The following is a 20,340-nucleotide window of genomic DNA, read 5'->3' on the forward strand; positions in this document are numbered from 1 at the left end:
CCCTATGACGTAGGACGTCGTATCTCCCACTCACTGGACCACTCCTCACTGGAGGAACCGTGCGCGACGTGACCCCCACTCCGGCGCTGCACCGCCGGTCGTTCCTGAAGTACACCGGCGCGCTGGGCGCGGCCGCCGCCGTCTCGTCGTCGCTGTCGGCGTGCTCGTGGGGGCCGGAGTCCACGAACGACACCGGTGGCGGAGGGAGCGGGACGCTGACCGCCGTCATCGGCTACGGGAACGACGGCAGCTGGGATCCGACGCAGACGGCGTCCGCCTTCTCCATGGCCGCCAACAACCACATCTACGAGGGCCTGCTCGACACGGACCCGATCTCCCGCGAGCCGTACGCCGCACTCGCCACCCAGGTGCCCGCCGACCTCACCGGCACCTCCTGGAAGTTCGAACTGCGGCCGGGCGCCAGGTTCCACGACGGGAAGCCCGTCACCGCCGACGACGTGGTGTTCGTGTTCGACCGGATCCTCGATCCGAAGACGCAGACGCTCGGCAAGGGCTTCTTCGCGAGCTGGCTGCGGGAGGTCAGGAAGATCGACGCGATGAACGTCGAGCTGCTGCTCAAGTTCCCCTTCCCCGAAGGGGTTTCGCGGCTCACCCTCGCGAAGGTCATGCCGAAGCACGTCTTCTCCCTGCCGGGCGCCTGGGACGACGCGATCAGGGGCAAGGCGATCGGTTCGGGACCGTACCGGCAGACCGCCCACCACCCGAAGTCCAACACCACCTTCGAGGCCTTCGCCGACTACAACGGCCCGCGCAAGGCGGCCTTCAAGAAGATGAACTGGCTGACGATGGTGGACGCCGCGCCGCGCGTCGCGAAGATCTCGGGGGCCAGCGCCGGAGCGCCGATCGCCGACAACATTCCGTACGCCAACATCCAGCAGCTCACGAAGGGCGGGATGACCGTCGAGGGCGGCGCGGGGATGAACAACCTCTTCCTGATGTTCAACACCCGGCGCAAGCCCTTCGACGATGTGCGGGTGCGCCAGGCGCTGCACTACGCCATCGACACCGACAAGATGGTCCAGGTCGCGCTCAAGGGACATGGCAGGCCGTCGAGTTCGTTCCTCAACGAGGGCAACCCGGGCTATCGGCCGGCGAAGACCGTGTACGCGTACGACCCGGAGAAGGCGAAAGCTCTCCTGGCGGAGGCCGGGGTCAAGGGGCTGAAGGTCGACATCATGGCGGTCAACGTCAGTTGGATCGTGGACTGCCTTCCGACGATCAAGGCGTCCTGGGACGCGATCGGCGTGAAGACGACGCTCGACCCGCAGGAGACGACGGCCGTCTTCACGAAGATGGACCAGAAGCAGGACTACCAGGTGGTCGCGGCGGCCTCGAACCCCAACCAGTTCGGCCTCGACGCAGACCTGATCATGCACTACAACTACGGCCCGCAGAACCTGTGGATGGGCTACGCCCGCTGGGCCGACAACTCCGTCGCCAAGAAGCTCTTCAAGGACATGGACCAGGCGACGCGGGAGCCGGACGCCACCCGGAAGAAGACGATGATCCAGGACTACATCGACGTCGTCGCCGAACAGGCCGTGCTCTATCCGGTCGTGCACAACGAGCTGATGACCGCCTGGGACCCGAAGAAGCTCACCGGGATAAGGGCTCAGCCGTACCCCGGGATCAACCTCCTGCAAGCCAAGTGGGCGTAGACCGGAGGTAGTCAGCACGTGGTCACCGTCGTCAGAATCCTGCTCCGCCGCATCGCCCTGCTCGTGCCGCTGATGCTCGGAATCGTCCTGTTCGTGTTCATCGTGATGCGGTTCTCGGACGTCGATCCGGCGTCGGCGTTCTTCCAGGGCGCCAATCCGACTCCGCAGCAGCTGAACGACTTCCGGGAGCGGAACGGCCTCCTCGATCCGTTCCCGGTCCGCTACTTCTCCTTCCTCGGTGACCTGCTGCACGGCGACCTGGGCACCAGCGCGCTGACCAGGGAGCCGGTACTCCAACAGATCACCACCGCGCTGCCACTCACGCTCCAGCTCACCTTCCTGGGGCTCGGCGTCGCCGTGGTGCTCGCGCTGCTCGGCGGGGTCACCGCCGCGATCTACCGCGACCGGCTGCCCGACCAGATCATCCGCGTGGTCTCGCTGACCGGTGTCGCGGCGCCCGGCTTCTGGCTGGCGCTGCTGATGATCCAGTACCTGGCCGTCGACCTGGGCTGGTTCCCGACCGGCGGCTACATCAACCCGGGCGACTCGCTGACCGGCTGGCTCAAGACCATGACGCTGCCCGCGCTGGCGCTGTCGCTGCCGGTCGCCGCGCAGCTCACCCGGATCGTGCGCACGTCGGTGGTCGAGGAGCTCGACAAGGACTACGTGCGGACGGCGATCGGCAGCGGCCTGCCGCCGCACGTCGTGGTCGGCCGCAACGTCCTGCGCAACGCCCTGATGAACCCGCTCACCGTGCTCGGACTGCGCGTGGGCTATCTGCTCGGCGGGGCGGTCGTCATCGAGACGATCTTCTCGCTGCCCGGCATGGGGAAGCTGATGATCGACGCCGTGAAGAACGGTGATCCGGCGGTCGTGCAGGGCGTCGTCCTGACCACGGCCACCGGCTTCGTCGTCGTGAACCTCGCCATCGACATCCTGTATCTGCTGGTCAACCCGCGGCTGAGGGAGGCGACCTGATGTTCACGCCGTTCCATCGCACACGTCTCACCGAGGTCCTGTCCCGCCCCGGCATCCGGCTGCGCGGCTGGCACCGGCTGCCGCTGCTGTCCAAGATCGCCGTGTGCTTCCTGGCCCTGGTGGTGCTGGTGGCGGTGTTCGCGCCGCTGCTCGCCCCGGACGACCCGCTCGACCAGCAGACACCGGTCGGCGGCACCGGCGCCCCGTCCGCGAGCCACTGGATGGGGCAGGACAGCCTCGGCCGGGACATCATGAGCCGGCTGATGTACGGCGCCCGCTGGTCGCTGGCCATCGGCCTGGGCGCCACCGCGCTCGCCCTCGTCGTGGGAGCGCTCCTCGGTGCGGTCGCCGCGACCTCGCGCAAGGCGGTCGACGAGACGCTGATGCGCTGCCTGGACGTCGTCATGGCGTTTCCGGGCATCGCGCTGGCCGCCGTCCTGGTCGCCGTGTTCGGCGGCGGGATCACGGTGCTGATCTGCGCGATCGCCTTCCTGTTCACGCCGTCGGTGGCGAGGATCGTACGGGCGAACGTCCTCGCCCAGTACGGCGAGGACTACGTCACCGCCGAGCACGTCATCGGTGCCCGCACCCCGCACATCGTCATCAGGCACGTGGCCGTCAACTGCGCCGCGCCGATCCTGGTGTTCTGCACCGTGCAGGTCGCCGAGGCCATCGTGTTCGAGGCCTCGCTGTCCTTCATCGGCGCGGGCGTCCGGCCCCCGGACCCGTCCTGGGGCAGCGTCATCGCGGACGGCAAGAACATGGTGCTGACCGGCGGCTGGTGGGCCACGGTCTTCCCGGGCCTGCTGATGCTGGTCACCGTACTGTCGCTGAACATCCTCTCCGAGGGCGTCTCGGACGCGTGGGCCGCGCCCGCCGCGCGAGACGTGCCGGCACGAGAGGCGAAGGACCGTCTTGAGGCCCCCGAGCCCGGCAGCGGCAAGGTCCTGGACCTGCCGGGGCTCTCGGAGGCCGCCGGGCGGCTGCGCAGCCGGGCCCGCCCCCTTCCCGAGGGTGCCCTGCCCGTCCTGGCCGTCGAGAACCTGGCCATCGGCTTCGATGCCCGCCACGGGGGTGTGGACATCGTCGACGGCATCAGTTTCGAGGTGCGGCCGGGTGAGGTGCTCGGGCTGGTGGGCGAGTCCGGCTGCGGCAAGTCGCTGACGGCGTTGACGGTGATGGGCCTGGAGCCGAAGGGTGCCCGGGTCCGGGGCCATGTGCGTTTCAACCAGCGGCAGTTGGTCGGCGAGCCGATGCGCGTGCGGCGCAAGCTGCTCGGCCACGAGATGGCGATGATCTACCAGGACGCGCTGTCGTCCCTGAACCCGGCGATGACGATCAGGTCCCAGCTGAAACAGGTCGTACGACGGGGCGGCCGACGCACTCCCGCCGAGCTCCTCGAACTGGTCGGCCTCGACCCCGAACGCACCCTGCGCAGCTACCCTCACGAGCTCTCCGGCGGCCAGCGCCAGCGCGTCCTGATCGCCATGGCGCTGTCCCGCGACCCCAAGCTCATCGTCGCCGACGAACCGACGACGGCCCTCGACGTGACCGTCCAGGCGCAGGTCATGGAGCTGCTGCTGCGACTGCGCGCCGAGCTGGACTTCGCGCTGATCCTCGTCTCGCACGACCTGGCGCTGATCTCGGCGGTCACCGACCGGGTGGTCGTCATGTACGGCGGCCAGATCGTCGAGGTCGGCGTGACCGCCGACCTGGTGGAGGAGCCGGCCCACCACTACACGCGCGGCCTCCTCGGCAGCGTCCTGTCCCTGGAGACGGCGGCCGAACGGATGACGCAGATCAAGGGCGTCGTCCCCTCCCCCGCGGACTTCCCGGCGGGCTGCCGCTTCGCCGACCGCTGCCCGATGGCGAGCGAACGGTGCCGCGACACCCCGCCCGACCTGCTGGGCAGCCGCTACCACCTGGCGGCCTGCCACCACCCGGCGATCGACCTGACGCCGGATCCGACCGAAAGCGAGGTCGTGAATTGAACGCGTCGGCTGGGGAAGGCGGAACCGTACGGTGAACGCGCTGGCTGGGGAAGGCGGGACCCTACGGTGAACGCGCCGACCGTCGAAGGCGGGGATGCCCCCGCGACGAACGCCTTGCTGACGCTCTCCGACGCCCATGTCGTCCACAAGGCCCGCACCGGTGGGCTGTTCTCGCGCGACCGGGTGTACGCCCTCACCGGCGCCGACCTCACCATCGCGCCCGGCGAGACGGTCGGCGTCGTCGGCGAGTCCGGCTGCGGCAAGTCGACGCTCGCCAAGGTGCTGGTGGGGGTGCAGCAGCCGACGTACGGGACGGTGACGTTCGGTGGCCGGGACCTGTGGTCGTTGAACCCCGCCGAGCGGCGCAAGGCCGTCGGCAGCAGCACCGGCATGATCTTCCAGGACCCGTCCACCGCCCTGAACCGGCGCCTGACGATCCGGCGGATCCTGCGGGACCCGCTGGACGTCCACAAGCGCGGTACGCCGGCCCAGCGCGAGGAGCGGGTCAAGGAGCTGATGGAGCTGGTCGGCCTGCCCCGCGTGCTGGCCGACGGCCTGCCGGGGCAGCTCTCCGGCGGCCAGCGCCAGCGCGTGGCCATCGCCCGCGCACTGGCTCTGGACCCCGACCTCGTCGTGGCCGACGAACCGACGAGCGCCCTGGACGTGTCGGTCCGCGCCCAGATCCTGAACCTCCTCCTGGACCTGAAGGAGCGCCTGGGCCTGGCCCTCGTCTTCGTCTCGCACGACATCCAGACGGTCCGCAGGATGAGCGACCGGGTGATCACGATGTACCTCGGCCGGATCGTCGAGGAGTCCCCGGCCCACGAGGTCACCGACAGCTCCCGGCACCCGTACACCCGGGCCCTCTTCTCGGCCACGCCCAGCCTCCTCGACCCCATCGACCCGATCCCCCTGGTGGGCCCCGTCCCCTCGGCGACCCGTCCGCCGTCCGGCTGCCCGTTCCGTACCCGGTGCTGGAAGGCGGACGAGGTGTGCGCGAGTGGCATGCCGGACTTCACGGCCGCGTCACGCCCCGATCACCGCTACCGGTGCCACCATCCTGTGGAGGAGGGCCAGTCCACGCGCGACCTGGTCGCGCAGGCGCTGTCCGCCTCGCCGGCCGCCGTCATGGCCGACGTCCCGTTCGAGCACCATCCCAGGGAGCCCTCATGACGATCCCCGCCCCGCTGACCGGTGTCGTTCCGCCCGTCTGCACGCCTCTGACACCGGCCCGCGAGGTGGACGTCCCCTCGCTCATCCGGCTCGTGGACCATCTGGTGGAGGGCGGGGTGCACGGTCTGTTCGTGCTCGGTTCGTCGGCCGAGGCCGCGTACCTCACGGACGCGCAGCGGCGGCTCGTCGTCTCCACGGTCGTCTCGCACGTCGGCGGACAGCTTCCCGTCCTTGCCGGGGCGATCGACATGACGACTCCGCGCGTACTCGACCACATCGGGTACGCGACCGCGGCGGGCGCCGACGCGGTCGTCGTGACCGCCCCCTTCTACACCCGTACTCATCCCGCCGAGATCGCCCGCCACTTCCGCGTCCTCGCCGCGCGGTCCTCCGTGCCCGTCTTCGCGTACGACATGCCGGTGTCCGTCCACACCAAGCTGAGCCCGGAGCTCGTCCTCGAACTCGCCGCCGACGGCGCCCTCGCCGGCCTGAAGGACTCCAGCGGCGACCTCGCCGGCTTCCGCTCCGTCGTCATGGGCGCCCGCTCGCACCCCGGCATCACCGGTTTCAGCGTCCTCACCGGCTCCGAACTCGTCGTCGACTCCGCGCTCGCGCTCGGGGCGGACGGGGTCGTGCCCGGGCTGGCGAACGTCGACCCCGAGGGGTACGTACGGCTGTACCAGCTCTGCCGGGAGGGCGACTGGGGGCGGGCTCGGGCCGAGCAGGAGCGGTTGTGTGCGTTGTTCGGGATCGTGGGGGTCGGCGATCCCGCCCGGATGGGGGGTAGTTCCGCCGGGCTCGGAGCCTTCAAGGCGGGGCTGTACCTACGGGGGATCATCGACTGCCCGGTCACGGCGGAGCCGCAGGCCGCGTTGTCGGAGGGGGAGATCGAGCGGGTGGGGAAGTACTTGGCGACGGCGGGGTTGCTGTAGGGGGTTTTTCGCCCCCTCCGCCCCTGCCCATTCCCGTCCCTTGGGGGCTCCGCCCCCAAAGCCCCGCTCCTCAAACGCCGGAGGGGCTGACCTCCAGCCCGTCCGGCGTTTGAGGACGAGGCCGTCCAGGCCGATGCGGGGGTCTGGGGGCGGCAGCCCCCAGAACGGGACGGGCAGGGGCGGAGGGGGCGAAACAAATCGCCCTCACCCCCGCAGGTCGGCGACCCGCACTCGCCGGAACTCGATCCCCTCGTACGTCCCCGCCGAACCCGTCTCGTAGAGAACCCCCACCCGGCTGGTCCCGAGCTGCACCAGGTCGGAGTACGCGGCCTGCCGCTGCGACAGCGTGATCGCCTTGGTGAAGGTCGAACCCCCGTTCGCGCTACGCCAGAGCGCCATCGCCCGCCGGGCGGTGGGCACGGAAGGCGCGGAGAAGAGCAGCACAGCCCCCGCCCCCCGGAGCTGAAGGACGCTGCCCTGGACGACGGGCGCGTCGTTCAGCGTGGGCTGGACGGCATACGGACGGTCCAGGGTCTCGCCGCCGTCGCTGGAGTAGGAGTCGAGCCGGTTGCCGGCACTCGTGCCGTTCTGGTCGCGGGAGCTGAAGTACACCCGCCCGTCGGGGAGTTCGGCCGCGACGCTCTCGTTCGCGTTGTCGACCCCGTCGTACGAGTCGTCGACGAACCCGAGCCGCCAGCTCACCCCACCGTCGTCGCTGTAGATGGCGTGCGCGCCGTAGTACTTGGGCTCCTGCCCGGTGTCGGCGGACCCGGCCGGCGGCGCGGCGGAGTGGTTGGCGGCGACCACAAGGCGCCCGGCATGCGGACCGTGCCGAAGGGCGACCGCGTGCCCGGGACCGGTGGCGTACCACCGCCAGTCCGGCAGCTTCACCTCTGCCGTGATGTCACGGGGGGCGGAGAAGCTGAGGCCGTCGTCCCGGCTCGTCTGGACGAAGACGCGCCGGCTCTGCGCCGCCGTGACCTCGCCGCGCATGATCTGCCCCTCGGTCACCGCCCCGCTGTTGTACGACGTGACAAGGACGATCCGGCCGCTACGAGGGTCCACGACCGGCGCCGGGTTGCCCCGGGTGTCGCCGTCCCCGGAAGCGACGACCCGCAGCGCGCCCCACGTACAGCCGTTGTCGTAGGAACGCCTCACGACGACGTCGATGTTGCCGGTGTCACCGGCGCCGCTGTGCCTCCCCTCGGCGAAGGCGAGCAGCGTGCGGGCCGGAGTCTTGACCGTGGCCGGGATGCGGTAGGTGTCGTAGCCGCCCTGGCCCGCGGTGTACGGCACGGAGGAGGTGCAGTCGGGCGAGGCCGGCGGGACGGTGGAGTCCCTGCCGGGGTCGGCGGCGGCCGTGAGGAGTGCGGTGGCTGCCGCGAACGCGGCCGTGCGGCTCATGACGGTCATGACACTCCCTGGACTGCGACGGACTGCGGCGGACGGTTGGCCATCGAGCGGACATGGGACATGAGACGTGGGACGTGGGATGTCCGGCAGAACCTAATCTGCCCGTTGGGACACCGTGATACGCACACCGCCGCGGCGTGTTGACGTGCCGTCAGCTCACAGCGCGCGCGGAGCGACCAGCCCCGACTCGTACGCCACGATCACCAGCTGGGCCCGGTCGCGGGCGCGCAGTTTGCCCATGATGCGGCTCACGTGGGTCTTCGCGGTGAGCGGGCTCAGCCCCAACGACCCTGCTATCTCCGTGTTGTTGAGGCCCCGCGCGACCAGCGTCAGCACCTCGCGCTCACGCTCGGAAAGCGCCTCGGGCCCGCCCGTCGCGGGGACCGAGGAGCTGCGCAGGAAACGGGCGATGAGCCGGGCGGTCGGGCCCGGCGAGAGCAGGGACTCGCCGGCGGCCACCGTGCGGATCGCGTCGAGGAGCTCGGCGGGCCTGGTGTCCTTCACCAGGAAGCCGGAGGCGCCCGCGCGCAGCGCCTCCGCGACGTGCTCGTCGGTGTCGTACGTGGTCAGGACCAGGACTCTGACCCCGGCCAGGTCCGCGTCGGCGGCGATGAGCCGGGTGGCCTCGATGCCGTCGAGGTCGGGCATGCGGATGTCCATGACGATCAGATCCGCCCGTGCGCTGCGGGCCAGCTCCACCGCCTCCCGGCCCGTGGCCGCCTGCCCGACGACCACCATGTCCCGCGCCGACTCGACGAGCATCGCGAACGCCGCCCGCACGAGGGTCTGGTCATCGGCGAGGACCACCCGGATGGTCATCGGGGCTCACCCGACCCGAGCTCGGCGACACGAACGGGTCCTGCTCCTCCCCTTGTGGGTTGCCCAGGCACCGCACCCCCCACCGGCTCCACCGACTCCACCGGCAACACCGCCACCACCTCGAATCCACCTCCCACCCGCATCCCCGCCTCCACCGTCCCGCCCACACTGCGCGCCCTCTCCCGCATCCCCACGAGCCCGAACCCGGGTGTGCTGCCCGCGTCGCCCACCCCGTCGTCCGTGACCGCGAGCCGCAGCGCGCCGCCCTCGGCACGCAGGTCCACGCGGACCGTCACACCGGGGCCCCCGTGCCGTACCGCGTTGGTGAGGGCCTCCTGGACGATCCGGTAGGCGGCGGCGCCGACCGCGGAGGGGACGCCGTCCGCGTGGACGGCGAGCTCGACCTCGGCGCCGGAGAGCCGGGCCGCCGCTGCCAGGTCCGGCACTCCGTCGAGCCCAGGTAGCGGGCCGCGCCGGTCTCCTCCGTAGGGGGACTCGCGCAGCACCTCCAGTGTGGTGCGCAGTTCGCCGCGGGCGCTGCGGCAGGTGCCGGAGATGTCGTCGAGGGCCTTGGCGACCGCCTCCCGGTCCAGGCGGTCGGGGTCGGCGGCCAGGACGTGTGCGGCGACGGATGTCTGCACGCCGATCAGGGTGATGCTGTGGGCGAGCAGATCGTGCAGGTCGCGGGCGATGCGCAGGCGTTCCTCGGCGACGCGGCGGCGGGCCTCCTCCTCGCGGGTCCGTTCGGCGCGTTCGGCGCGCTCGACGATCGAGGTGACGTACTGGCGGTAGAAGCGGACGTCGACGCCGAAGAAGAGCACGGCGACGACCCAGCCGGAGATACGCAGCAGTTCGATGGCCTGGTGGGTGTTGACGGTGAGCATCACGCTGACGGAGATGCCGACGACGGCCATGCCCACCAGCACGGTGCGCAGCGGGCGGCCGGTGACGGCGACGGTGTAGAGCGCGACGTACGAGGCCGGCGTCACCGCGAGGTGGTTGTTGTCGAGGGCGTGATAGGGCGCCACCATCGCCACCACGGCGGCCAGGACGAGCAGCGGGTGGCGGCGGCGCCACACCAGGGGCATATGGGCGGCGAGCAGCAGTACCCAGCCGAGTGTGTCCGGTTCACGGGCGTCGTCGGTGAGGAGCGCGAAGGTCGTGCCGATGACGGCGACCGCCAGGGCCAGCAGCGCGTCGTTGCGGAGCGCGTGCGGGGAGTCTCCGGGATCGCGGTTGATCGCCGCCATGACCCGCTCGCTGCGGCGGGGCCGCGCCGCCGTGGTGGTTTCCTGCACGGGTTCATCCTCCGTCTGCCTGAACGGTTCATCTTCCGCCGGAAGGCGCCCCTCCGACAGGGAGGGGCGCCCACGCGGTACTCAGCCGACGACGACGGGTTCCTTCCGGCGCGGCTCGGGGGGCTGCCCCTGCGCCGGTTCCCGCGACAACTGCCCTGGCCACCACACCTTCCGGCCCAGCGCGACGCTCGCGCTCGTCACCAGATACGTCCGTACGAGGAAGGTGTCGAGCAGCACCCCCACCGCGATCACGAATCCCAGCTGGACCAGCTGCACGAGCCCCATGTTCGTCAGCACGGCGAACGTCGCCGCGAGGACGAGCCCGGCGGAGGCGATGACACCCCCGGTGGTCCGCAGCGCGGTGAGCGCGGCCTCGGCGGGTTCGGCACCGGACAGCGACTCCTCCCGCATCCGGTGCATGAGGAAGATGCCGTAGTCCACGCCGAGGGCGACGAGGAACACGAACGACAGCAGGCCAAGTCCTGGATCCGTCCCCGCGAAGCCGAGGACCGGTCCGAAGAGCAGGCCGCCGATTCCGAGCGCCGCGCCCCACACCGCGATCACGGCGGCGACGAGCAGCAGCGGGGCGACCAGGCTGCGCAGCAGCACGAACAGGATCAGCAGGACGGACACGACGACGATCGGTACGACGATGAGCTGGTCCCGGGCGTTGGTGTCCTTGAGGTCGAGCTGTTCGGCGCTGGGTCCGCCGATGTAGGAGCCCTTCAGGTCGTCCCGCAGGGACTTGATGGTGGCGGTCTCCGCCGCCGACTGGGGCGCGCCCTTCGCGGTGACGGAGATCTCCGTCCAGCCGTTCCCGGTGCGTCCCCGTTCGACGGCGGCGACGCCCTGGTGGCCGCGGGCCGCGGCGAGGGTGGCGTCGGCCCGGTCGGCGGGGGTGATCACGGTGATGGGCTGGGTGCCCTGTTCGGGGTAGGCGGCGGCGAGGGTCTCCATCGCGGCGACGGCGTCGGGCTTGTCGACGAAGGAGTCCTGCTGCTTGAGCGCGCCGGGCAGGTTCAGTGTGCCGAGCGCCAGCGCGCCGAGGAGTACGGCTCCGCCCGCCAGGACGGCGTACGGCCGGCGTCCGGCCGAACTCCCCATCGCGGTGAAGAGGCTTCGGCGTTCCTTGGGCCGGCTCCCGAAGGCGGGGACGAGCGGCCAGAACACCCGGCGCCCGAGCAGGACGAGGACGGCGGGCAGCAGGGTCAGCATGGCGACGAGCGCGCACAGCACGCCGAGTGCGCCCAACGGGCCCATCCCGCGGCTGCTGTTGAGGTCGGCGGCGAGCAGGCACAGCAGTCCTACGGCGACGGTGCCGGAGGAGGCGAGCACGGCGGGCCCGCAGCCGCGCAGGGCGACCACCATGGCGTCGTACGGCCGCTCCACGCGCCGCAGTTCCTCCCGGTAGCGGGAGATGAGCAGCAGCGCGTAGTCGGTCCCGGCACCGAACACCAGGATGGTCATCACGCCCGAGCTCTGTCCGGAGATGGTGGTGCCGAACGCCTGATGGAGTCCGTAGGCGACGCCCATCGACAGATAGTCCGCGATGCCCGCGACGGCGAGCGGGACGAGCCACAGCAGCGGGCTGCGGTAGATGACGATCAGCAGGAGGGCGACGACGGCGACGGTGGTGTAAAGGAGCGGCCCGCCAAGGGAGTTGTAGACCTCGGCGGCGTCGGTGGCGAGCGCCCCCGGCCCGCCCACGTCGACGCTCAGGCCGTCCTCTCCCCGGGCGACATCGCGTACGTCGTTGACGAACGCGTCCCGCAGTTCCTCGTCGATCCCTGGCTCGGTACTGGCCACCGGGTACATCAGGGTGGTCCCGTCCCCGGACGGCACGCCCCGCGGTGTTCCGGTCAGCCGGTTCGCGGCCGCGATCGCGTCGACCTGCTGCGCCGCCGTCGTACGGTCGGCGGCGGTCAGCCCGCCGTCGCGGTGGTAGACCAGCACCAGTTCGGTGGTCTCGCCGCCGGGCAGCTGTTCCTGGATCTTGGCGACCTGGGTGGAGTCCGCGCTCGCCGGGAGATAGTCCGTGGGCCGGTCGTGCTGTACGTCGGCCAACTTGGCCGCGAACGGCGCGACGAAGGCGAGCAGGGCCACCCAGAGTCCGAGCAGCGCCCAGGGCACGGCCCTTCTCCGGGTACGCGTGGTGGTGTTTCCGGGCCCCATGGCGGGGTCCCCCCTCCTGGACGGTTCGTCTGGACACACACCAGACTTCCGGCGCGGAGAGGCCAATTCGTCGCACGGGAGGGCGAGTTCACGGGTACCGCGGCGGGCGTCCCGACGGCCGGACTACTCCCTGGGGAGTACGGGGAGTCAGGGAGCACCGCGAGTACGGGGGGGGGGACGGGGAGTACGGGGAGTACGGGGAGTACGGGGAGTACGGGGAGTACGACGGCGTACGGGGTATTACGACGGCGTGCGCGCCGCCGCCAGCAGCCGCGTCACGTCGTCCGAGCAGATCGTCAGTGCCGCGCCCACCGTCGACAGGACATCCCGCTCGGCGGGCGTGTACGGGCCGTCGGCCAGGGCGATACGCGCGCCCTGGAGGAGGATCGCCTCCCGGCCGGTGGGGGCGAGGTGCGGGGCCAGCGGGTCCAGGGCCTCGTGCAGCTCTATGGCCAGACTCGCGCCGCACGGTTCGCCGAAGACGCGCCCGGTGTCCGCGGCGAGCGCCTCGACGAGGGCGCCGAGCTGGTCCTCCGTGCAGTCGTCGAAGCCGGCCGAGCGGACGGCCGAGGCGGCGGTCTCCAGGGACGTACGGGCGCAGTTGGCGTCCGCGGCGAGCACGGCGAGGGCGACCGTGTGGACGGCGTCGCGGAGCATCGCGGAGAAGCGGGTGGTGGTGGGGTGGTCCAGGACGTCGGCGCCGTAGTGGTGGCGGCAGGCGGCGCATTCGACGACGGGCCCGGTCTCGCCGCGCGGGAGAACGGGAACGCCGAGGCAGGTGATGCGGCGCCGGCCGGTGAGCCGCTGGTAGTTGCGGTCACCTCCGCAGCCCGGGCAGAAGAACTCACCGTCGCCGACGGTGGTCCACGCGGTACGGGTGCCCAGGATCCGGGAAACCGGAACTGCACGACCGTTTCGTCCCCATCCTGGCAGCACGTCGCACACCTCCGTAACGCCGCGGCAACATCGCCGCGCTGGCGTGATGTTAGCCACATTGTTGATGTCGAGTCAGTACCCAGGACGAGACCCACCCGTGACCTGCACATGGAATGGCCGGTAAACGACACGGCCCCGCCCGCCTCAAAAGGCGGACGGGGCCGGGAAATGCCAGGTGAACGAGGTCAGCGGCCCGCGCGGTTGACGGCGGAGACCACGGCCTTCAGCGAGGCACGTGTCGTATTCGAGTCGATCCCGATTCCCCACAGAACCTTGTCGCCGATAGCGCATTCGATGTACGAGGCGGCCTGCGCGGAGGCGCCCTCGCTCATCGTGTGCTCCTGGTAGTCGAGCAGGCGCGCGTCGACGCCGATGGACTGCAGGGCGTCGAAGAAGGCGGAGATCGGACCGTTGCCGGTACCGGTCAGGACCGTGTCCTGGCCGTCCACCGAGGCCTCGACGGTCAGCGAGTCGATGCCGTCGCGGTCCGTCGTCGACTGCCCCGTCTTGACCTGGATACGGCCCCACGGGTTTCCGGAGTTCGGCAGGTACTCGTCCTGGAAGATCGCCCAGATGTCCTTCGGGGTGACCTCGCCACCCTCGGCGTCCGTCTTCGCCTGGATGATCCTGGAGAACTCGATCTGCATCCGGCGCGGCAGGTCCAGCTTGTGCTCGTTCTTCAGGACGTACGCGATACCGCCCTTGCCCGACTGCGAGTTGACCCGGATGACCGCCTCGTAGGAGCGGCCGACGTCCTTCGGGTCGATCGGCAGGTAGGGGACCGCCCACTCGATGTCGTCGACGGTGACGCCCTGGGCGGCCGCGTCGGCCTCCATGGCGTCGAAGCCCTTCTTGATGGCGTCCTGGTGCGAGCCGGAGAAGGAGGTGTAGACGAGGTCGCCGACGTACGGGTGACGGGGGTGGACCTCCATCTGGTTGCAGTACTCGGCGGTGCGGCGGACCTCGTCGATGTTCGAGAAGTCGATCTGCGGGTCGACGCCCTGCGAGAACAGGTTCATGCCCAGGGTGACCAGGTCGACGTTGCCGGTGCGCTCACCCTGCCCGAACAGACAGCCCTCGATGCGGTCGGCGCCGGCCATCAGCGCCAGCTCGGCCGCCGCGACCGCCGTACCGCGGTCGTTGTGCGGGTGGACGGAGACGCACACGTACGCGCGGCGGGAGAGGTTCCGCGACATCCACTCGAAGCGGTCCGCGTGCGTGGACGGGGTCGAACGCTCCACCGTGGCGGGCAGGTTGAGGATGATCTCGCGGTCCGGGCCCGGCTGCCAGACGTCCATGACGGCCTCGCAGACCTCCAGGGCGAAGTCCAGCTCGGTGTCGGTGAAGATCTCGGGGCTGTACTGGTAGCCGAACGTCGTCCGCTCGTCCAGCAGCTTCTCGGCGTACTCCATGACCAGCCGGGTGCCGTCGACGGCGATCTGCTTGATCTGGTCCTTGGAGCCGCGGAAGACGACCCGGCGGAAGACGGGTGCGGTGGCGTTGTACAGGTGGACGTTGGCGCGATGCGCGCCGACCAGGGACTCCACGGTCCGCTCGATCAGGTCCTCGCGGGCCTGGGTCAGTACGGAGATCGTGACGTCGTCCGGGATCGCGCCCTCTTCCTCGATGATCGAGCGCACGAAGTCGAAGTCGGTCTGGCCGGAGGCCGGGAAGCCGACCTCGATCTCCTTGTAGCCCATCTTCACCAGCAGGTCGAACATCTCGCGCTTGCGGGCGGGCGACATGGGGTCGATCAGGGCCTGGTTGCCGTCACGCAGGTCGGTGGAGAGCCAGCGGGGGGCGACGGTGATCCGGTTGTCCGGCCACGTACGGTCGGGGATGTCGACCTGGTCGTACGGGCGGTACTTGTGGACCGGCATGGAGGTGGGCTGCTGGCGGTTCGGACGGTGCTGGCTGTTCGCCATGATGCGACGGCTCCTCGAAGGTGTCCTGAAGGACGGCCGACGGCGCAACGCCAGACTCCGCGGGGAGGGGGTCGGCCTCGACTTACAGGCCCTCGCCGCGGCAGCTAAGGAGGAGCAGCCCGAAACGCATGATGCTCCGCATGTTAGCCGAGCCGCACCGGATGCGGGGGTCCGTATCAGTATGCGGGACCGCCCACCCATATCAGGCAAAAGGTGCGCCATACCACTTGGGGCAGGTCCGGTCGGCCCTTATTGTCACATTTCACCAATCATGGTTGCCGGTAGTGACAGAGTCATGACTCAGTGCAAATGTGCCCGGCATGACCGCCAATCCGTCAGGCTTCGAGCCTGTCTTCTGCACCATCGTGCCGCCCCACGTCCTCGACCGGCTGGCTCGCGCCGAGGACCCCGCGCTCGCCGGGCCCGCCCGCCGCACCCTGGAGCGCGACGCTCTCGAACGCACCCACCGCCGGCTGACCACGGTCGTCGGAGCGCCCGCCGTGGCCCCGGCCAGGGAAGCCGCCGACGACAAGCCGCACCGCACGATCTTCGACGCCCGCCACCGCACGGACCTGCCCGGCAGGAAGGTCCGCGGCGAGGGCGACAAGCCCGGCAAGGACGCCACCGTCAACCGTGCGTACGCCGGTCTCGGCGCGACCTTCGAGCTGTACCGGAACGCCTACCGACGCAACTCGATCAACGGCGAGGGCCTGCCGCTCGACGCGACCGTGCACTACGACGAGAACTACAACAACGCCTTCTGGAACGGCGAGCAGATGGTGTTCGGCGACGGTGACGGCGAGATCTTCCTCGACTTCACCATCCCGGTCGACGTCATCGGCCACGAGCTGACCCACGGCGTCACCCAGTACACCGCGAACCTCACCTACTTCGGGCAGCCCGGCGCCCTCAACGAGTCCCTCTCGGACGTCTTCGGCTCGCTCATCAAGCAGTACACACTCGGCCAGACCGCTGCCGAGGCCGACTGGCTGATCGGCGCGGGCCTGCTCGCCCCGCGCGTCACCGGCACCGCGCTGCGCTCCATGAAGGAGCCGGGCACGGCGTACGACGACGACGTGCTCGGCAAGGACCCGCAGCCCGCGACGATGGACGACTTCGTGAACACGGGCCGCGACAACGGCGGAGTCCACATCAACTCCGGCATCCCCAACCACGCCTTCTACCTGGCCGCCACCGCCCTCGGCGGCAACGCCTGGGAGCGGGCGGGCCAGATCTGGTACGACGTCCTCACCGGCGGCGAACTGGGCCAGCAGGCCCTGTTCTCCGACTTCGCCCGGCTCACGATCGCCGCGGCGCGCGCCCGTTTCAACGACGGCGAGGAACTACAGGCCGTCCTGAAGTCATGGGAACAGGTGGGCGTACCCAGCTCCTAGCCTCCCGCCCCGACTCGCACTAGACAGGACCCATGCGTATTCAGGTAAGGCGCACGGGCGGATTCGCGGGTATCGAGCGCCACGGCGAGGTCAACACCTCGGGACGCCCCGATGCCCACGAGTGGCACACCCTGGCCGAGCAGGCGCTCGCCACCGGCCGGGGCGCTGCCCCCCTCGGCGTTCCGGACGGTTTCAGCTACGAGATCACGGTGGACGGAAAGACGGTGTACGCGGCCGACCCGAAACTGACGGAGGAGCAACGGAGCCTAATTTCAAGGGTGTTGAAGGAGGGGGCATAGAAGATCGCGGGCCCGGGAGAGATGCCCAGGGGCACGGGGAACCGCGCGACCAGCCCCGACTGCCCGCAGTCGCCCAACCACAGCACCACCCCTCCCCCAAGGCGCCCCGCAAGCCGTAACGGCTAGTTCACACCGCCCCGTTGACTTCCGTTACTGCGAGTAAGGATGATCGCGCGCATGGCGACGAGTCCCCTCCCGCAGTTCCCGCCCAACTTCCTCTGGGGCGTATCCACCTCGGCCCACCAGATCGAGGGGGCCACGGACGAACGCGCCCCCTCGGTATGGGACACCTTCACCGCAGAACCAGGCCACGTGAAGGACGGCTCCACCGCCGAGGTGGCCTGCGACCACTACCACCGCTACCGCGAGGACGTCACGCTCCTGCGCAACCTCGGCGTGGACGCGTACCGCTTCTCCGTCTCCTGGCCCCGGGTGAACTCCCCCGGCGGCCTGGACTTCTACGACCGCCTGGTCGACGAACTCTGCGCGGCGGGCGTACGTCCGGTGCCGACCCTCTTCCACTGGGACCTGCCCGTCGACCTCGACTGGCTGGACCGCTCGACGGCGGAGCGCTTCGCCGAGTACGCGGCCGTCGTCGCCGCCCGCCTCAGCGACCGCGTCACCAAGTGGATCACCCTCAACGAGCCCGCCGAACACACCCTGTTGGGCCACGCGCTGGGCGCACACGCACCCGGCAAGAAGCTGCTCTTCGACGCCCTGCCGGTGGCACACCACCAACTTCTGGGCCACGGTCTGGCCGTACGGGCCCTGCGCGCGGCCGGAGTCACCGACATCGGGATCGCCAACTCGCACGGGCCGACCTGGGCGGCGTCGGACAGCACGGAGGACGTACAGGCCGCCGACTTCTACGACCTGCTCCTCAACCGCCTGTTCGCGGACCCGCTGCTGCTCGGCCAGTACCCGGAGGGCATCGCCGACCTGCTCCCCGGTGACGTCGAGTCCGACCTGAAGATCATCGCGGAGCCGCTGGACTGGTACGGCATCAACTACTACCAGCCGACCAAGGTGGGCGCCCCCGAGGGCGCGGAGATCGAGTTCGGCGGACTGACACTCCCCGCCGAACTCCCCTTCTCCGTACGCGAACTGGCGGGCTACCCGGTCACGGACTTCGGCTGGCCGGTGGTTCCCGAGGCGCTCACCGAGCTGCTCACCGGCTTCCACGAGCGCTACGGCGACCGGCTGCCCCCCGTGGTCATCACCGAGAACGGCTGTAGTTACGAGGGCATCGACGACCAGGAACGGATCACGTTCCTGGACGGTCATGTGCGGGCGCTGCACAAGGCGTTGGAGGCCGGCGTCGACGTACGCGGCTACTTCGTGTGGTCGCTCCTCGACAACTTCGAGTGGGCGGAGGGGTACACGCGCCGCTTCGGCCTCGTGCATGTCGACTACCAGACACTGAAGCGGACACCGAAGGCGTCGTACGCGTGGCTGCGCGACGCTCTTCGGGCGCGCTGACGACGGCAGCTCCGGCCGGCGCCCACGGCCTACAGCGCGCCCGCGTCCAGGGCCGTCCAGACAGACGGATAGAGCGGGCGGTAGCCCAGTTCGCGGCGGATGCGGGCCGTGGACGTGATGCAGAGCCACGGGTCGGGGTCCGTACGGTCGTAGAGGGCCGGGGGGAGGTCGATGCGGTTGAGCTGGTGGAGGTCCACGGCCGTGACGGGGGTGTCGTCGGCGATGTTGTAGACACGGCCCTCGGCTCCCGGGGCGTGCAGGAGCCGCAGCAGGCCCTGGGCCGCGTCCGCGTGGTGGACCATCTGGAGGCGCTGCGTGGCCGCCCAGTCGCCCGCCCACATCATCGACTGGGCGAGATGGGGATCGCCCTCGCCGTAGACGAAGGCCAGGCGGCCGACGCGGACGTCCAGGTTCTCCAGGGACAGCAGGGCCCGCTCCGCCTGCGCCTTCGACTCCGCGTAGGCGCCCCACATCAGGCCACCTGGGACGGTCGGGTCCTCCTCGGTGAGGGGGCGGCCACGGCCCGTTCCATAGACCACGACCGTGCTGACCTGGACGAAGCGGCGTACGCCAGAGGCCACCGACGCGCGGCCCAGTTCGAGCGCGGCGTCGTGGTTGACCGCCCATGCCTCCTCGTCGGACACCCCACGGAACGCGGCCGCGATGTTCACCACGGCGTCCACACCTGCCAGGGCCTTGCCGAGCGCGTCGTCGTCGCGCAGGTCCCCGATCACGACCTGGGCCCCGAGCTCGGCGAGCCCGGACGCCTTCGACCCGTCGCGGACCAGGATCCGTACCTGATCCCCCGCCTGCGCCTGCCGCAGCAGCCGCGGTACGAAACGGCTGCCCACCTGACCCGTTGTACCGGTCACCAACGTCAACATCATGTGCTCCCTTTGTTGCCAGCAGCGTGGGGCGTCGCCGGGTTCCGCGGGAGAGACCTCTCGATCCTGGGATCGGCAGGCCCTGGCTAAGCCGGGCGCGTTCGGCCAGGCTGGAAGCGTGGACCGAACCGAACTCGCCGATTTCCTGCGTCGCAGCCGGGCCCGCCTCGATCCCTCCGACGTGGGACTCGCGGCCGGTGCCAGGCGCCGTACGCCAGGACTGCGGCGCGAGGAGGTGGCGGCGCTCGCGGGCATGTCCGTGGACTACTACACGCGCCTTGAGCAGTCCCGCGGCCCTCGCCCGTCGCGCCAGATGCTGGCCGCCCTGGCACGGGCACTGCGGTTCACGGGCGACGAGCGGAACCATCTCTTCCACCTGGTGGGTGAGGAGCCGCCGCGTACGGACGGCGTCTCCGGCCACGTGCGCCCGGGTCTGCTGCTGATCCTCGACCGGCTGTACGACGCGCCGGCGCAGGTCATGACGGACTACGGCGACGTGCTCGCCCAGAACGCGATGGCGGTGGCCCTGGGGGGCGAACCGACCGTCGGCCGCAACGTCATACGGCGGTTCTTCACCGAGCCACGGGTGCGCGCCCTGTTCCCGCCCGAGGACCACCCCGAGCTGGCCCGCTCGCATGTGGCCAACCTTCGCGCGGTCGCCGCGGCCCGCCCGGACGACCCGGAGCCGGCCCGCCTGGTGACCGAACTCCGCGCGGCGAGCGAGGAGTTCGCCCGGCTGTGGGAGTCACACGAGGTGGCGGTGCGGCGCGCCTCGACGAAGAGGTTCCGGCACCCGGCCGTGGGGCTGCTGGAGCTGGGCTGCGAGGTCCTGCTCAACCCGGCCCACGACCAACTCCTGATCGTCCACACCGCCCGCCCGGGCACGGAGTCCCACGAACGCCTCCAACTCCTACGAGTGGTAGGCCTCCAGGACCTGTCCCCTAGCGCCGACCGACCCTGATTTCCCT

The 20,340-nt window shown here is 70.4% G+C and carries 16 protein-coding genes; 9 read left to right on the plus strand and 7 right to left on the minus strand.

The features are described from left to right. Window positions 1-59: 59 nt before the first annotated feature. The 5 genes from ACIPC1_RS03660 (at window position 60) to ACIPC1_RS03680 (ending at window position 6,753) form a co-directional block, all read left to right on the plus strand. The gene (locus tag ACIPC1_RS03660) at window positions 60-1,679 is read left to right on the plus strand and encodes an ABC transporter substrate-binding protein (protein ID WP_402512898.1); all 1,620 of its coding nucleotides are present in this window, start codon (window positions 60-62) and stop codon (window positions 1,677-1,679) included. An 18-nt stretch (window positions 1,680-1,697) separates the two neighbouring features. Next, window positions 1,698-2,657 carry an ABC transporter permease gene (locus ACIPC1_RS03665; RefSeq protein WP_402512899.1) on the plus strand — a complete coding sequence of 320 codons (960 nt, stop codon included), beginning with the start codon at window positions 1,698-1,700 and terminating at the stop codon, window positions 2,655-2,657. Next, entirely contained in the window at window positions 2,657-4,648 is a 1,992-nt protein-coding gene (locus ACIPC1_RS03670) for a dipeptide/oligopeptide/nickel ABC transporter permease/ATP-binding protein (protein ID WP_402512900.1), read from the plus strand. The genes ACIPC1_RS03665 and ACIPC1_RS03670 overlap by 1 nt, the downstream gene beginning before the upstream one ends. A gap of 66 nt (window positions 4,649-4,714) precedes the next feature. Then, window positions 4,715-5,821 carry an oligopeptide/dipeptide ABC transporter ATP-binding protein gene (locus tag ACIPC1_RS03675; protein ID WP_402512902.1) on the plus strand — a complete coding sequence of 369 codons (1,107 nt, stop codon included), beginning with the start codon at window positions 4,715-4,717 and terminating at the stop codon, window positions 5,819-5,821. After that, window positions 5,818-6,753, plus strand: coding sequence for a dihydrodipicolinate synthase family protein (locus ACIPC1_RS03680; protein ID WP_402512904.1), 936 nt, complete (start codon window positions 5,818-5,820; stop codon window positions 6,751-6,753). Before ACIPC1_RS03675 ends, ACIPC1_RS03680 begins: the two co-directional genes overlap by 4 nt. Window positions 6,754-6,957: 204 nt before the next feature. Here ACIPC1_RS03680 and ACIPC1_RS03685 read toward each other — a convergent pair whose 3' ends face one another. The 6 genes from ACIPC1_RS03685 to leuA all read right to left on the minus strand — a co-directional run bounded on the left by ACIPC1_RS03685 (window position 6,958) and on the right by leuA (window position 15,316). Beyond that, a complete protein-coding gene (locus ACIPC1_RS03685) occupies window positions 6,958-8,166 on the minus strand; it encodes an exo-alpha-sialidase (protein WP_402512906.1) in 1,209 nt (402 codons plus the stop codon). A gap of 156 nt (window positions 8,167-8,322) precedes the next feature. Next, window positions 8,323-8,985: a response regulator gene (locus ACIPC1_RS03690; protein ID WP_402512907.1), complete on the minus strand. Its 663-nt coding sequence runs from the start codon at window positions 8,983-8,985 to the stop codon at window positions 8,323-8,325. Further along, the gene (locus ACIPC1_RS03695) at window positions 8,982-10,283 is read right to left on the minus strand and encodes a sensor histidine kinase (protein WP_402512909.1); all 1,302 of its coding nucleotides are present in this window, start codon (window positions 10,281-10,283) and stop codon (window positions 8,982-8,984) included. Before ACIPC1_RS03695 ends, ACIPC1_RS03690 begins: the two co-directional genes overlap by 4 nt. An 81-nt stretch (window positions 10,284-10,364) precedes the next feature. Beyond that, window positions 10,365-12,455, minus strand: coding sequence for an MMPL family transporter (locus tag ACIPC1_RS03700; protein WP_402512911.1), 2,091 nt, complete (start codon window positions 12,453-12,455; stop codon window positions 10,365-10,367). A gap of 240 nt (window positions 12,456-12,695) precedes the next feature. Further along, on the minus strand, window positions 12,696-13,391 hold the full coding sequence (locus ACIPC1_RS03705; RefSeq protein WP_402512912.1) for a TerB family tellurite resistance protein: 696 nt from the start codon (window positions 13,389-13,391) through the stop codon (window positions 12,696-12,698). Between the two features lie 185 nt (window positions 13,392-13,576). Then, the gene (gene leuA / locus ACIPC1_RS03710) at window positions 13,577-15,316 is read right to left on the minus strand and encodes a 2-isopropylmalate synthase (RefSeq protein ID WP_402512913.1); all 1,740 of its coding nucleotides are present in this window, start codon (window positions 15,314-15,316) and stop codon (window positions 13,577-13,579) included. Between the two features lie 320 nt (window positions 15,317-15,636). Between leuA and ACIPC1_RS03715 the strand changes: the two genes are divergently transcribed. From ACIPC1_RS03715 to ACIPC1_RS03725, 3 genes are all read left to right on the plus strand, one after another. Continuing rightward, window positions 15,637-16,710, plus strand: coding sequence for a M4 family metallopeptidase (locus tag ACIPC1_RS03715; RefSeq protein WP_402512915.1), 1,074 nt, complete (start codon window positions 15,637-15,639; stop codon window positions 16,708-16,710). A gap of 32 nt (window positions 16,711-16,742) precedes the next feature. Then, window positions 16,743-17,009, plus strand: coding sequence for a protealysin inhibitor emfourin (locus ACIPC1_RS03720; RefSeq protein ID WP_402512916.1), 267 nt, complete (start codon window positions 16,743-16,745; stop codon window positions 17,007-17,009). Between the two features lie 165 nt (window positions 17,010-17,174). Beyond that, window positions 17,175-18,488 (plus strand): GH1 family beta-glucosidase, encoded by a 1,314-nt coding sequence (locus ACIPC1_RS03725; RefSeq protein ID WP_402512917.1) that lies wholly within the window; start codon window positions 17,175-17,177, stop codon window positions 18,486-18,488. Window positions 18,489-18,517: 29 nt separating this feature from the next. On the opposite strand, the gene ACIPC1_RS03730 is transcribed toward ACIPC1_RS03725, so the two are convergent. Beyond that, window positions 18,518-19,372 carry an NAD-dependent epimerase/dehydratase family protein gene (locus tag ACIPC1_RS03730; RefSeq protein ID WP_402513401.1) on the minus strand — a complete coding sequence of 285 codons (855 nt, stop codon included), beginning with the start codon at window positions 19,370-19,372 and terminating at the stop codon, window positions 18,518-18,520. A gap of 118 nt (window positions 19,373-19,490) precedes the next feature. Between ACIPC1_RS03730 and ACIPC1_RS03735 the strand changes: the two genes are divergently transcribed. Further along, complete coding sequence (locus ACIPC1_RS03735) at window positions 19,491-20,333, plus strand: helix-turn-helix transcriptional regulator (protein ID WP_402512919.1); 843 nt, start codon at window positions 19,491-19,493, stop codon at window positions 20,331-20,333. Window positions 20,334-20,340 lie beyond the last annotated feature (7 nt).

This window comes from Streptomyces sp. NPDC087263, assembly GCF_044744645.1.
In the GTDB taxonomy this organism is placed as follows: Bacteria; Actinomycetota; Actinomycetes; order Streptomycetales; family Streptomycetaceae; genus Streptomyces.